Origin of the sequence: Undibacterium sp. Ren11W (assembly GCF_049340485.1) — a bacterium.
In the GTDB taxonomy this organism is placed as follows: domain Bacteria; phylum Pseudomonadota; class Gammaproteobacteria; order Burkholderiales; family Burkholderiaceae_D; genus Undibacterium.
Genome location: NZ_JBMPPB010000006.1, coordinates 275765 through 289688, shown reverse-complemented (window position 1 = coordinate 289688; position 13924 = coordinate 275765). Strand labels below are relative to the sequence as shown.

At 49.8% G+C, this 13924-nt stretch carries 11 protein-coding genes; 9 read left to right on the top strand and 2 right to left on the bottom strand.

Translation table 11 applies throughout. The features are described 5' to 3' along the window. Positions 1-139: 139 nt before the first annotated feature. The gene (locus tag ACO0K8_RS15430) at positions 140-805 is read right to left on the bottom strand and encodes an energy transducer TonB (RefSeq protein WP_126126558.1); all 666 of its coding nucleotides are present in this window, start codon (positions 803-805) and stop codon (positions 140-142) included. A gap of 847 nt (positions 806-1652) precedes the next feature. On the opposite strand from ACO0K8_RS15430, the gene ACO0K8_RS15425 reads away from it, so the two are divergent. The 9 genes from ACO0K8_RS15425 to ACO0K8_RS15385 all read left to right on the top strand — a co-directional run bounded on the left by ACO0K8_RS15425 (position 1653) and on the right by ACO0K8_RS15385 (position 12353). Next, positions 1653-3446, top strand: coding sequence for an ABC transporter substrate-binding protein (locus ACO0K8_RS15425; RefSeq protein WP_422947544.1), 1794 nt, complete (start codon positions 1653-1655; stop codon positions 3444-3446). A gap of 80 nt (positions 3447-3526) precedes the next feature. After that, positions 3527-5335 (top strand): ABC transporter substrate-binding protein, encoded by a 1809-nt coding sequence (locus ACO0K8_RS15420; RefSeq protein WP_422947543.1) that lies wholly within the window; start codon positions 3527-3529, stop codon positions 5333-5335. 112 nt (positions 5336-5447) lie between these two features. After that, a complete protein-coding gene (locus tag ACO0K8_RS15415; RefSeq protein WP_422947542.1) occupies positions 5448-6386 on the top strand; it encodes an ABC transporter permease in 939 nt (312 codons plus the stop codon). Between the two features lie 9 nt (positions 6387-6395). Continuing rightward, positions 6396-7499, top strand: a complete 1104-nt coding sequence (locus ACO0K8_RS15410) for an ABC transporter permease (protein WP_422947541.1) — start codon at positions 6396-6398, stop codon at positions 7497-7499. Positions 7500-7508: 9 nt separating this feature from the next. Continuing rightward, on the top strand, positions 7509-9197 hold the full coding sequence (locus ACO0K8_RS15405) for an ABC transporter ATP-binding protein (protein ID WP_422947540.1): 1689 nt from the start codon (positions 7509-7511) through the stop codon (positions 9195-9197). 307 nt (positions 9198-9504) lie between these two features. Beyond that, complete coding sequence (locus ACO0K8_RS15400) at positions 9505-9906, top strand: hypothetical protein (RefSeq protein ID WP_422947539.1); 402 nt, start codon at positions 9505-9507, stop codon at positions 9904-9906. 510 nt (positions 9907-10416) lie between these two features. Further along, positions 10417-10659, top strand: a complete 243-nt coding sequence (locus ACO0K8_RS15395) for a hypothetical protein (protein WP_422947538.1) — start codon at positions 10417-10419, stop codon at positions 10657-10659. A 549-nt stretch (positions 10660-11208) separates the two neighbouring features. Beyond that, on the top strand, positions 11209-11811 hold the full coding sequence (locus tag ACO0K8_RS15390) for a hypothetical protein (protein ID WP_422947537.1): 603 nt from the start codon (positions 11209-11211) through the stop codon (positions 11809-11811). A 23-nt stretch (positions 11812-11834) separates the two neighbouring features. Beyond that, positions 11835-12353 carry a hypothetical protein gene (locus ACO0K8_RS15385; protein WP_422947536.1) on the top strand — a complete coding sequence of 173 codons (519 nt, stop codon included), beginning with the start codon at positions 11835-11837 and terminating at the stop codon, positions 12351-12353. 436 nt (positions 12354-12789) lie between these two features. Here the strand turns inward: ACO0K8_RS15385 and ACO0K8_RS15380 are convergent, their stop codons facing one another. After that, on the bottom strand, positions 12790-13779 hold the full coding sequence (locus ACO0K8_RS15380; RefSeq protein ID WP_422947548.1) for an aldo/keto reductase: 990 nt from the start codon (positions 13777-13779) through the stop codon (positions 12790-12792). Positions 13780-13924: the final 145 nt, after the last annotated feature.

The window sequence follows — 13924 nt, the reverse complement described above, 5'->3', positions numbered from 1 at the left end:
GATGCCAGGAATGTGCTGAAAGTCTTAGCGCTGGTTTTCATGTAGATACTTCCTTAAAGAATTAATTAATGCTCGGTGTTAATACGGATATGTTGAATAAAATAGGTGTCTCTGGCTTTAATTACTTATTGGCTGTGTTTTATTCAAGACTCCATACGTAGTTCACTTTAGTCCAGATCTGTTGTGGCTTGCCATCGACAGTACCTGGTTTGTGTTTGCAGGCGCCCGCTAACAAATGGGTACGCACTGCATTATCTAGCCCACGGAAACCACTAGACTTTTCTATCTTGACGTCGGAAACAGAACCATCGACACCCACCAGAACTGCCAGCAAGACTGTCCCTGTTTCTTCATTACGCAATGAAGCACGTGGATACTCAGGTTTGCAACCAGCTTGCTTAAAATCGATCACTGGTGCAACGGTCGCTGGTGCTACCGATTTTGCTTCTGCCACCGGCTGTTGTACGCTGGTTGGTTTGGCATTCGAGTCAGGTTTGACGTTCGATACCGCAGCAATCGCGTTGGTCGGTACCACTTGCTGCTGCACTTGTACTTCTGGCGGCGGCACAAACGGTGGCGGCGGCGCAGCCAGTTTTGGTGGCGGCGGCGGTGGCGTATCAGGTGGCGGCGGCGGTGGCTTGACCTCTTCTACTATTTTGGTCTCGAGCGGCTTTTGCATCACAGCTTTGATTTTTGCTGCGCCGCCATTGATCAAACCCCAGACCAAGACCACGTGAAATAATATAACAAGTCCTATACCGGTAAATTTCTTACCCGGCTCGGCCTCGCGTCCTGAAAAATCCATACTTGCTCCCTCCAATACCACAATGTTTTACTTATTTTTGTCAAACACGCAAAAATTTATCCATAGACGTTACTTTTTAGAGCACATCCATCCAAACAGCAAAATGCGTCAAAGACACATCAAAAAATAAATCAACAATACACAAATCAATAAAACAACAAAACAATAAGCAAATTTAAGAAGCATTGCCAATTTTTACATTACTTATTTCAAACTACGTCGCATAGTGCAAGACAAATTATTATTTACTCAGGGTCTGTAACTTCAATAACCTTAAGGTCTTAAAAATTTGCCGTGAATCACAACGCAGATTAAACACCATCTTTTTTGTAATTAGGGCTGTATTTTAACTACAAATGAAAATGAGTGTGTCAAATTTTTTATTGATCTAAATAAATTTATTCTTACTTGTAAAAGTCAACGCAGGCTTTTTTTATCCTGCATAAAAACAACATTCATTTTGACACAAGTCCTCTACTTAATGGAAGGGCTAATCTAATGGTGCGCAGCAGCAAAAAAATTAAATAAAACACATCAATTCTGAAGAAAGCTATTTTTATTTTGCCTTCGAGCCAAAACACCGGAATAAATTTAATTTTTATGTAAAAAAGCTTCCACAAGCGGCCAATAGTTGCGTCTATCCGATCTGAATATTTGTTGCGCATTCACATAAAAAAAACGATTAGGAATTAAATTGATAGTTTTATTTTCAGTAAAAACTACATATCGCACAAAAACAGTGCGAAAAATAGAAACTAACTATTAAATATATTCACAGCATAATCACCTTACGCTATGGTTATAGCTCTTTTAGGGTTCCCAAAATCCGACAATAACAAATTGAAAAATGAAACATCCCAAAATACCAAGGCCGTTTAGCCTCATCGCAAACATGATCGCTGTTGCTCTATTTACTAGTGTCACTGTGCTGGCAGCAAATCCCGCCGACCCAAATAAACTCGTTCGTCAGGCTTTTGAAGCCTCCGACGACGGCTTCGATATGGCCAAGACTCAAAATTTTTACTCTGGCTGGGTTAGTGAGGCAATTAGTGAAACCCTACTCAGCTACGACTATCTGGCCAGACCGGCCAAACTGATACCCAAAACGGCGAATGCAATGCCAGAGGTGAGTGCAGATGGCAAAGTTTTCATCTTCAAGATCACCCCCGGTATCTATTTTTCTCCCGATCCCGCCTTCAAGGGTCGCAAACGTGAATTGCTGGCCGAAGACTATGTATACAGCTTTAAACGTCTGCTCGACCCGCTAAATCGCTCGCCGAATGCTAGCTTTATCGATGGCAAAATTTTGGGCATGGACGCGCTACAGCTCAATGCTAAAAAAATGGGGAAATTCGATTACAAACTGCCTGTTGCCGGCCTGACTGCGCCCGACAAATACACCTTAAGAATAGAACTGAAAGCGACTGACTATAACTTCCTGTATGTCGTGGCTTACGGTGCCTTTGCCGCCGTGGCACAGGAAGTCATCGAAGCCTATGGCGATCAGAGTGGTCTACATCCGGTGGGGACTGGGCCCTACATGATAGAGAGCTATGCACCACGTCACAAAATTGTGATGACAGCAAATCCCGAGTACCGCGGTTATATCTGGGACTTTAAGTCATCGGGAACAGCTTGGGATGATCAAGTGGTAAAAGACATGAAGGGTAAGAAGATGCCTCAGGTGGGCAGGATAGAAATTAGTATTATCGAAGAAGAGCAGTCACGCTGGCTGGCGTTTCAGGATCAACAGCTCGACATCGATAAGATGCCGCAGATCGCCGCCCCCACTGTACTCGATGGCGACAAATTAAAACCTAGTTTTGTCGCGCAGGGCATCAAGATGGATAGGGTCACCGACGCTGGCATCACCTACACCATGTTCAATATGCGCGACCCAGTCATAGGTGGTTATAGCAAAGAGAAAATCGCCCTGCGACGTGCCATCGTAATGGTCTATAACAATGCCGACGAAATCTCGCAAATGCGCTTAGGGCAAGCAGTCAAGGCAGAATCGATGATACCGGACGGAGTAGTCGGTCATGATAATAACTATCGCAGCAGTATAGGCTACGATATCCAACTGGCGAACAAACTACTCGATCATTTTGGTTATCAACGTGGCGCAGATGGCTATCGCAGCCTGCCTGACGGCTCCCCGCTCTTGATCAAAAAAACCATAGAACCGACTACCGATAGAAAAGTGCAAGCCGAGATACTCAAGCGCGGCATGGATCAACTAGGCGTGCAGATAGAATTTGTAACGGGCAATTTTGCCGACAATCTGAAAGCTGCCTCAGGCTGCAAATTATCCGTCTGGGGCGGCGCCTGGATGGCGGATTTTCCGGATGGCGAAAATTTCCTGCAATTGCTATACGGCCCGAAAGCCGGCCAGGGCAACCATGCCTGTTATGAATCTGCCGCTTATGACGCTCTATATAGAAAAGCCATCGCGCTACCGTTGGGTGAAGAGCGCAATAAAGTGTACGCCCAAATGAACCGACAGATGGAAGCCGATACGCCCTGGGCCTTACACAGTTCGCGGATACGCAGTTGGCTGATACGTCCATGGGTCAAGGGCTACAAGAAACACCCAATACTCCATTCCGACTGGGCCTATATCGACGTCGAGAAACATTAGACCTAGCGATTTACCCTTGCAGCGCATCTGTAAATCACCGCTCTTGCGGTTTCCTGAATTTGTCCGAAAGCATCTACAACATGAAGTCAAAATTGAAGACAGGCAAGCTCTTTATCTGGCTCGCCCTCGCCCTCAGCGTGCGACTAGTCCCGGCCTATGCAAGTAGCCCGGCCGATCCAGATAAGGTACTCAAATGGGTATTTAACGTAGCGGAAACCGGCTTTGATCCGGGCGCGGCGCGCGACCAATATTCTAACGGCATCAATTACGCGATTTTTGAAGCGCTTTACAGCTACGACTACCTGGCCAACCCGGCCAAACTGGTGACCAGGACGGCAGAAGCCTTACCCGAGGTCTCGGCCGACCATAAGACTTACACCATCAAGCTCAAAAAGGGGATTTACTTCACGCCCGACGCAGCCTTCAAAGGCAAACCGCGTGAGCTGACGATGGCAGACTATATCTACACCTTCAAGCGCCTGTTAGACCCGCGTCTGGCGTCCTCACATTCGTGGCTGTTCGCAGGGAAAATTGTCGGGCTCGACAAGCTCGCGGAGCAGGCAAAAAAAACCAATAAATTCGATTACGACACAAAAATCGCGGGACTGGAACTGGTCGATAAATACACGCTGCGCATACACCTGAATGAGCCAGATTTTAATCTGGGCCTGATCCTGGCACACAACCCTACCGGAGCGGTCGCTCGCGAAGTGATAGAAAAATATCAGGACACGCAAGGCCAAGTAATGTCGAATCCTGTCGGTACCGGTGCTTACATGCTGGCCTTGAACGAATGGGTGCGCGGTTCAAAAATTGTCTTGCTGGCCAACCCTGATTACCGTGGCGACATCTGGAATCATCAAGGCAGTAACAGCACTGAGGATCAAAAAATCATGGCCGCGATGAAGGGCAAGCGCATGCCGCAAATCGGCAGGATAGAAATCAGCGTAATGATAGAAGACCAGTCGCGCTGGTTGGCCTTTCAGAACGGTGAGGTCGACATGTTCGAACTTGAAGGACCGCTGGCTCCGCAAGCCCTGGATAAAGACAAGTTAAAACCTGCCTTGGAAAAGAAAGGCATACAACTGTCGCGCATCACCGAACCTGAAGTCACTACCTATTACTGGAACATGCAAGACCCAGTCTGGGGCGGTCTCAGCAAAGAAAAAATCGCCTTGCGACGCGCCGTGGCGATGGCGCATAACGTCGAAGAAGAGATTGCACTGGTCTACAACGGTAATGCCCTGGCCCTAGACTTTCCCATTCCCCCTGGCGTAGTCGGACACGATCCCAACTACAAGAGCAGCATTCACTATAACCCGGCAGCAGCCAATGCCCTACTGGATAAATTTGGCTACGCCCGAGGCAAGGACGGTTGGCGCAGCCTGCCCGATGGCAAACCCTTAGAGATACGCTATACGGCCCGCTCAGGCCCGGTAGGAAAAATGCAAACCGAGGTCTGGAAAAAAACCTATGACTCTATCGGCATAAAAATGAAAGAGGATCTGCTGCAGTTTTCGGAACTACTGAAAGCAGAAAAAAGTTGTCAGCTACAGACCCGCAACGCGCCCTGGATCGCCGACTACCCGGATGGCGACAATTTTATGCAATTGTTTTACGGCGGCAATATAGGCGCGAACAATAATGGCTGCGTACGCATCCCGGAATTTGATGCGCTTTACGTCAAAACCCAAACCATGCCGGCGGGTGCCGAACGCGATGTTTTATATCGCAAAATGGCACGCATCATGGAGTTCAACGCGGCCCAAAGAGTCGGATTTTCGCGCTACAAAAATATGCTCTCGCAAGCCAAAGTCATAGGCTACAAGAAGCATCCCATCATTTACGGCGAATGGATGTACTTCGACGTCGCCAAGGATAAACAATGAGCGCTGCATTTAGTCACGAGTTAAGCGGGAAGTTCAGCCAGAAGTTAAGCCAGAAGTTGAGCCGTCAACTCAAACAAAAAATCACATTAATCACCGACTTAAAGAGCCCCTCATGATCGCCTATATCTTGCGCCGCTTATGGCAAATGGCTCCTACTATGCTGGGCGTTATCTTGCTAGTATTTTTCCTGTTTAATTGGGTGGGCGGTGATCCGGCCTATATCCTGGCCGGCAAGATGTCGAACGCCGAACAGATCGCCAATATCCGTAGCCAGTTGGGAATAGACCAGCCGTATTACGTGCAACTGTGGATCTTCATTAAGCAAATAATGACGTTTGATTTCGGCAATAGCTGGAGCACCGGCGAAGCGGTTTCGTCCATTATAGGCAGCCGCCTCGGTCCTTCGCTGACAGTATTGATACCTTTGACCATCATAGAAACTGCGGTGGCGATTGCGCTGGCACTGGCAATTGCCTTCAAGCGCGGCAGCTTCAGCGATCGCGGCGTGATGATCGCCTGCACTGTTGGCATGTCCATCAGTATTTTGGTCTACATTATCGTCGGTCAATATTTCTTTGCGTATAAACTCGGCCTGTTTCCTGTGCAAGGCTGGGGGAATAATTTTACAGAGAATCTGTTCAAGTATTCGGCGCTGCCGATACTGATCGCGATGGCGGTCGGCGTCGCCCCCAACCTACGCCTATTCCGCACCTTTATATTAGACGAAGTGAATCAGGATTATGTGCGTACCGCGCGCGCCAAGGGCGTCTCCGAGCATAGAGTGAAATGGGTGCATGTCTTGCGCAACGCAGCCATACCTATCATCACCCATGTCATGTCCAACCTGCCCTCGCTGCTGATAGGTGCCTTCCTGATCGAGCGATTTTTCTCTATACCGGGCATAGGCAGAGAAGTCATTTTGGCGGTGGAGCGTAGCGACTTTCCTGTGATTAAAGCCATTACCGTATACGTCGCCGCAGCTACCATGTTGTTCAACTTGTTGACTGATCTGATGTATCAGGCCGTTGATCCGCGCGTCACTTTAAAATAAGGCTCAGCAATGAATTCATCTTCAGATAACAGCGTTTCACCTGGCCTGTGGGCATTGGCATGGCGTCGGCTACGTGCCGATAAAGTGGCGATGTTCGCCTTAGCTATCGTCAGCTCCTTCATGCTGATACTGCTACTGTCCGCAACCGGTTTGATCGCCGCCGACTGGGAACAGGAAACCGGCCTCAGTTACGCGCCTCCGGGCTTTGTCGGTGCCGATGCCAGCAACGCAGTCAAAGCGCAAGCCGCAGCACCCTTACCAGAGAATCCGCTCGACCCTTTAGGCGATATTCTGCGCCAATTGCGTAAGACCGCCAATACCGAGATCCCGGTGCTGGTTGATGACTACGGCATCACCGATCCGCTGGCCAAAGAGATGGCTGAAATTTATACTGAATTAGCCAAGACCGGTAAAGCCAGCGTGACCGAGCGCCTCAGCACCCTGCCCTTCGGTGCTGACAAATGGGGACACGACATCATCAAAAAAACCATCAAGGGCGCAGAAACCTCGATCGTGGTGGGTTTAGTCGCGGCATTTCTGGCGACTTTGCTGGGCACGCTGTTCGGTGCGTTCTCGGGTTATTTCGGCGGCCGTGTCGATGATTTTTTCAATTGGTTTTACAGTATCTTCACCTCCATTCCTTACTTGTTATTGATCTTGTCGGTCGCTGCGGTGTTGCAACAAAAAGGCATCACAACGATTATCCTAATCCTGGCCTTCACCGGCTGGACCGGGCCTTTCCGTCTGATACGCGCCGAATACATGAAGCACAAATCGCGCGAATATGTGTGGGCCGCCGACGCCATCGGTGCCAGCCATTTCCGCAAGATGTTCATCCATATTTTCCCTAACATCAGCCATGTGGCGCTGGTGCAGGTTTCTATCTTGGTAGTCGGCTTTATTAAGTCTGAGGTGATCTTAAGCTTCTTAGGTTTTGGTGTGCCGGTGGGCGTAGTCTCATGGGGCAGTATGCTCAACGAGGCGCAGAACGAATTAATCCTCGGAAAATGGTGGCAACTGGCGGCGGCCACCGGTGCCATGGCGGTGCTGGTGACTGCCTTCTCGCTATTTACCGATGCGCTGCGCGATGCGCTCGACCCTAAGCTGAAATAAGGACAGATCATGACAACAGATGCATTATTAAAGGTAGAGAATCTGCGCGTGTCTTTCCGCATCAATAAAAAGGACAGCATAGAGACAGTCAAAGGGATCTCGTTTGAGATTCCCTATAACAGCACCGTGGCACTGGTGGGCGAATCGGGCAGCGGCAAGTCGGTCAGCTCCTTAGCCATCATGGGATTATTGCCGGCCGATACCTCCAGCATCGCGGCCGACAGCCAGATCCTGTTTGAAGGCAAGAGTTTGCTGGCGATGAGTATGGAGCAAAGACGTCAGCTATGCGGCAAAGACATTTCCATGATTTTTCAGGAACCCATGAGTTCGCTCAATCCGGTATTTACCGTGGGCTTTCAGATCTCCGAAGTGTTACGCCTGCACATGGGCATGAACGCCAAACAGGCGCGTGCGCGCAGCCTGGCCTTGCTGGAAGAAGTCGGCATCCCCGACCCCGCCAGCAAGATCGACGCCTATCCCAGCCAGATGTCGGGCGGCCAACAGCAGCGTGTGATGATCGCGATGGCAATCGCCTGCGAACCAAAATTACTGATCGCTGACGAGCCCACCACCGCGCTCGACGTCACCATACAAAAACAGATTATCGACTTGATAGAAGCGCTACGTATCAAGCACAAAATGTCGGTGCTATTCATCACCCACGATCTGGCACTAGTGGGTGAAATCGCCGATCAGGTCATCGTCATGCGGCATGGCGAGATCCGCGAAGCTGGTGCGGTCAGACTAATATTTGAGCAGCCAAAAGACAGTTACACCCAAGCCCTGCTGCATTGCCGTCCGAGTTTAGATAGCCGCCCGTGGCGCTTGCCGGTCATCGATGATTTCATGCGAGGGCAAGCGACCGATGTAGGGCAAAAACAAAGGCCGCGCGGCCTGCAAGGCAATGAAGAAACTGTGCTGGAAGTAAATAATTTGGGCAAAAGCTTTTTCAGCCGGGTCGGCTTATTCGGCAAGAAAGAATTTCGTGCGGTAGAAAACGTCTCGTTCAAACTGGCACGCGGTAAAACGCTGGGAGTAGTCGGCGAATCGGGCTCGGGAAAAACCACGGTAGGCCTGACCCTGATGCGCCTGCATCAAGCCAGCAGCGGACAAGCGATCTTTGAAGGCCGGGATATTTTATCTATGTCGAATAAAGATTTTCTACCCTACAAACGCCGCATACAAATCATTTTTCAAAACCCCTACGCCTCACTGAATCCACGCTTTACGGTGGGCCAGATCCTGATGGAACCTATGCAAATCCACCGCATAGGCAGTAACGATGGCGAGCGTGCCAAGCTGGCCTATGCGCTGTTAGACAAGGTGAATTTACCGGCCGCTGCCTTCAAGCGTTATCCGCATGAGTTCTCCGGCGGCCAGCGCCAGCGTATCGCGATTGCGCGCTGCCTGACCATGCAACCCGAAGTATTGATTTGCGATGAATCGGTATCGGCGCTGGACGTTTCGGTGCAGGCCCAGGTACTCAATCTGCTGCAAGATTTACAGGAAGAATTTGGGCTCTCGTATATCTTCATCTCGCATGATCTGGCCGTGGTCAAATACATCGCCGACCAGGTCATGGTGATGAATCAGGGCAAAGTGGTAGAACTGGCTAACTCGGATGAACTGTATCGCAATCCGCAACACGCCTACACCAAGACCCTACTCAAAGCGATACCACGCGGTTTGCAGCATTGAAGTTGTAGATAGCCTGGTCTAGCTGGTCTTGCATTTTCAAAAGCAGGCAAGCCCAGCGCGCATATTCCATGCGCTTCTTCAGGCATGCTGGCCTGGGAGCCGCATGGGATATGCGCGTTGGCGGGGGTGCTTAAAATAGTGCTATAGGCTTAGTGTATTCTCACAGGACTCCAGCCACTTTTCGATTACTATCGCTATTCAGATTACGATATTGGCCTAATGAAGCAACTATCTCAAATTCTGCCGTGATGCATAGGTTTTATGATTACCTAGCTAAGCGGCAGTTCAGTGTCTTCTCTAAATACCTATGACGCGTTTAAAACTAAGCATGCTGCTAAGCTTTTTTGGCTTGATGATATTGCTCGCCGATTTTAATTTGGGCTTCAGTATGTTTACTCTGGGCTTCGGCTTCTTAATCGTGATGCTGAAGTATTTCGAAGGGCGATTGCATACGCAAACCAACAGTAAAAGCGCCATTTCTCTAGCCCGACTCTGGCAAACCCTCGCTATGATCTGCGCTCTCGCTGCCAGCCTGAGTTACTTTTTCTTGACGCTGTTCGCCGCATTCATTATTTTTCAGGGCGCGAATGCGCTGAGCAATTTTACGTTTCTATTGGCATGTTTCGGCATGACGAGTATGAGTATCTGGCTAGGTCTATATGACAGGCCCAGGTCTTCGAGCGCACACAACAAATCGAATTTACCGTGATAATTTAACGACTAACAGCCTTGTATGGACGCGAAGGAAATAGCCCACGTAGCTACGATTAGCGCAGCGTAATCGACCGCATGCTGCGCTAAATGGAATTCTATTTGCCGCCACCCCGCCCTGCCACAGCGCATATTCCATGCGCTTCTTCAAGTATCCGGGCTGCGAGTCGCATGGAATATGCGTGATGGCTTGGTGGCGTTTTTGTGTGCTGTTGTTCTGGTCTTGTTTTTAATTCGGTCGTTGTTGTGCGATTGCTGGCCGGTGGTAGACCGGCGGCTACTCCCTTTTCTTGCTTCGCCAAGAAAAGGAAGCAAAAGAAGGCGCCGCAAAGTCGCTGCCCTACGGGTTCCCGCCTGTGCAGGTCAAAAAATGGGAAAAGTTCGAAACTCGCTACGCTCAAACACGAACCTTTCTAATCCATTTTCTGCCATGCACAAGCGGCAGCGCCACATGCGAAAGGCCAAGGTCAACACATCCGTCGTGCGACGGCCCTCTCTCACACACGCGATGCCCAAGCACATCGAACTACGGCAATCCGGTGCGGCTTTTGACTTGGCTTTTGACTTGGCTTTTGACTTGGCTTTTGACTTGGCTTTTGACTTGGCTTTTGACTTGGCTTTTGACTTGGCTTTTGACTTGGCTTTTGACTTGGCTTTTGACCTGGATTTTGACTCTGCTCTTGACTCGAATTCGCATGTGGCGCTGCCAATTGTGCTGGGCGGAAAATGGATCAGAAGTGAAGCTGTCTGAGCGCAGCGAGTTTGCTTCATTTCCCATTTTACGACCTGCATAATTGGGCACCCGCAGGGCAGCGACTTTGCGTCGCCTTCTTTTGCTTACTCTTCTTGGCGAAGCAAGAAAAGTAAGTAGCTACCGGGCTACCCCCGGTCGGCGTTCTTACATAAACGAAAGAAGTAAAAACAAGGCCAGGCCACAGCAAACCAAAAACAGCATGCCGCCAGCACGCATATCCCATGCGGCTCGCAGGCCAACATGCTTGAAGAGGCGCATGGAATATGCGCAGTGGCGCTGCCTGTTTTGAGATTGCCGCCGGCGCAATAGATGAAGCTGATTACGCCTTAGCGAGTTAAGAGATGTTTCCACTTAATCTAGTGTGTTAGCATGATGCAATTAGTCAAAGTGAACGTTTTGTCGATTTGTTTATTCCATCTATTTTCAGGGCATATACGATTTGAGCTAGACGCCATAAGGCTTTCCAGAAGAAAGAAACCGATCAGCTATTTTCTTCTTGCAGGTTATCTTTGCAAAATGAAAATTAAAACACGTTAGGCATTACGAATGCGCCCGCTAGGATATTTATACAAAAGCGTTGCAAAGCGACCTGATTGGCTGAAGGCTGATCGAGTAGAGGACGTTTATGCTTTGAGCGGATGCATTTCCGAAAACTTTGCTGACTATATAATTTACTGGAAGCATAACGGCTACTGGCTCTTCAATTCACCAGAGATCATTGAGTCCTTAGTCCAGGAGCATTCCTTTTCACTCGAAGGAATGAGCTTGTTCTACTACGAGGGGTCCGAGGAAGAATTCGACGACAGAATTGATCAATGGGTACCCTATGAACCAGAAAATTCATTCGAGACGGACGTCCGCAAGCCTAGCGAATGTCAGCTGGAAGGTTTTGACGTTACGAACTTCACGGCACATACCTCTCCAGAATGCTCGCCTCTATCGTGTAACTCGCTGGCCGAAAGCATACCGACGAATAAACACTGCTTGTTCGATACCTTTGAAGAAGCTAAATCAGCAATTGAAACGAAAAAATTTGAGAACGCAGGGGAGCCAGGTCCTTATAGGATCATTGCGGTGTACAGCGTGCCACGGCCTAACTTGCCGCTCAACTCGGAATCAACGATGAATCCGTTGACCCGGGTAGCTTAACGTTATGCGACAAAGCCTTCGCCATGAACACACCTAATTTAGACCTGAGGCGCCGAGGGCAGCATCGCTTCTGGCACCCAATTGACTACCGCTATGAGTATTACTCGTGGCCTACAAACATAGTTGCAAAATGCCCAAAATGCCGCAGTCGCATCGAATTCAACGCGGTCACTCCCGAGAACTACGTCAAAGACCCAATATCCGGAGGCTATTCCGTTATAAAGCAGCCAATCAACACTCAAATCCAAGGCAAAGGCGCCTGTTCAAAATGTGCGCACCAAACCTCGCAAATCTCGTGGCCAACAGACGCTTATTTTCAAACTGAAATCGCTGGCGGTAGTGTTTGGGCTTGGAACGAAAAATATCTGCTCGTGCTTCGCGCCAAGGTTGCCGGAGACCGCGTTTTTGAACGGCAACTGTGTTTGCAAGACGGCCTCTACCGTTACTTTCTTAGTAGGCTTCCCAAGCATGTTGTAGTCAAACGCCATCGCGAGCGCTTGTTGCACAAACTAGATGAGTTCATCTCAAAAAATGTCGCATAACATTACGGTCAAAGCCGCTACGGCCCTTGGCCTCCGCTGGCCGTCCCGCAAGCGAGCCGCCCTTTACATAAAACGTTAAACCTCAATACGGCAAGGCACAATGACCTTCATCCATCGCGCCGTATGCAGCCCCAAAAAAGCAGCAACATCTAAATCTCGCTGCGAATTAATTTTCTAAAAACCAGGCACGGCTACCGCGCATATTCCATGCGCTTCTTCAAGCACATTGCCTTGAAACCCGCATGGAATATGCGCGCTGGCGGGGGTGCTTGGCAGAACTGGTAGGTTGCCGCGTCCTGCGTTTGCGGATGCGGATGACTATTTATTCCATCATCAGCTGCAGCAGCTTACCCAAGGGCAATCGCGCCTACGCGGGCGGCCTTGGCAAACCAGGCCGCCCGCCTTCTTGCAAGTTCAAACCAAGGTCCAAGCAAGTTCAACGATTTAGCATCTGCATGCTGGCTTCGGCGTAGCGGGTACCACTGGCAGCGCCTAGCGGGAAAATATTTTCCAGTTCGGCTAGCTCAGCAACGCTTAAGCGCACTTGCAGCGCCGCTACATTTTCTTCCAAATAGCTGCGCCGTTTGGTGCCGGGGATAGGCACGATATCGTCGCCTTGCGCCAGCACCCAGGCCAATGCCAGTTGCCCGCGGGTGCAGCCTTTGCGGGCGGCTAATTCTGCCACTTTTTCTACCAGCGCCAGATTGCTGAAAAAATTCTCTCCCTGAAACCTTGGGTTATGCCGGCGAAAATCATCGGCAGAAAATTGCTCGGGACTCTGTATCGCGCCGGTTAAAAAGCCGCGACCTAATGGACTGTAAGGCACAAAGCCTACGCCTAAGCGGCGGCAAGTCGCCAATACATCTTGCTCGGGATCGCGGCTCCACAGAGAGTATTCACTTTGCAAGGCCGTGATGGGATGCACCTGATGCGCACGCTCCAGGGTGTGCGACGACGCTTCGGACAGGCCGATGTAGCGGATCTTGCCTGCGGCAACCAGATCGGCCAGCGCGCCTACGGTGTCTTCTATCGGTGTTTGCGGGTCTATTCTGTGTTGATAATACAGATCGATGGTCTCTATTCCCAACCTTTGCAGACTGCCTTCGACCGCTAGACGCACATACTTAGGGCTGCCATCCACACCACGCGCATGCGGATCGGCACTGTTACGCACGATACCAAATTTAGTCGCGATAAAGACTTGGCTGCGCTTGCCCTTGATGGCTTTGGCGATTAACTCTTCATTGGCGTAGGGGCCATACATATCGGCCGTGTCGAGCAGATTGATGCCCAACTCTAGCGCCCTAGCTATGGTGGCGAGCGATTCGGCATCGTCACGGTTTTCATAAAAGTCACTCATGCCCATGCAGCCTAAACCTATGGCTGACACCATGGGGCCGTTGCGCCCCAATTGGCGTTGTGGCATGGCTGCGCTAGCCGTAACGTCCTTGTCAGAATTGCTGATGTTACTGGTATTGCTGGTATTGCTGGTATTGATCGTGCTCATGTTCGTATTCATGCTCATCATCCTTCTTCGATAAAATCACTCAAAAGATGAAGTGGGCTTCGCA

Excerpts from the sequence above, each read along its gene's own strand:
- ACO0K8_RS15420 (WP_422947543.1), top strand. The coding sequence starts at position 3,527 with ATGAAGTCAAAATTGAAGACAGGCAAGCTCTTTATCTGGCTCGCCCTC.
- ACO0K8_RS15430 (WP_126126558.1), bottom strand. The coding sequence starts at position 805 with ATGGATTTTTCAGGACGCGAGGCCGAGCCGGGTAAGAAATTTACCGGT.
- ACO0K8_RS15395 (WP_422947538.1), top strand. The coding sequence starts at position 10,417 with ATGCCCAAGCACATCGAACTACGGCAATCCGGTGCGGCTTTTGACTTG.
- ACO0K8_RS15400 (WP_422947539.1), top strand. The coding sequence starts at position 9,505 with ATGACGCGTTTAAAACTAAGCATGCTGCTAAGCTTTTTTGGCTTGATG.
- ACO0K8_RS15390 (WP_422947537.1), top strand. The coding sequence starts at position 11,209 with ATGCGCCCGCTAGGATATTTATACAAAAGCGTTGCAAAGCGACCTGAT.
- ACO0K8_RS15385 (WP_422947536.1), top strand. The coding sequence starts at position 11,835 with ATGAACACACCTAATTTAGACCTGAGGCGCCGAGGGCAGCATCGCTTC.
- ACO0K8_RS15425 (WP_422947544.1), top strand. The coding sequence starts at position 1,653 with ATGAAACATCCCAAAATACCAAGGCCGTTTAGCCTCATCGCAAACATG.
- ACO0K8_RS15405 (WP_422947540.1), top strand. The coding sequence starts at position 7,509 with ATGACAACAGATGCATTATTAAAGGTAGAGAATCTGCGCGTGTCTTTC.
- ACO0K8_RS15410 (WP_422947541.1), top strand. The coding sequence starts at position 6,396 with ATGAATTCATCTTCAGATAACAGCGTTTCACCTGGCCTGTGGGCATTG.
- ACO0K8_RS15415 (WP_422947542.1), top strand. The coding sequence starts at position 5,448 with ATGATCGCCTATATCTTGCGCCGCTTATGGCAAATGGCTCCTACTATG.
- ACO0K8_RS15380 (WP_422947548.1), bottom strand. The coding sequence starts at position 13,779 with ATGCCACAACGCCAATTGGGGCGCAACGGCCCCATGGTGTCAGCCATA.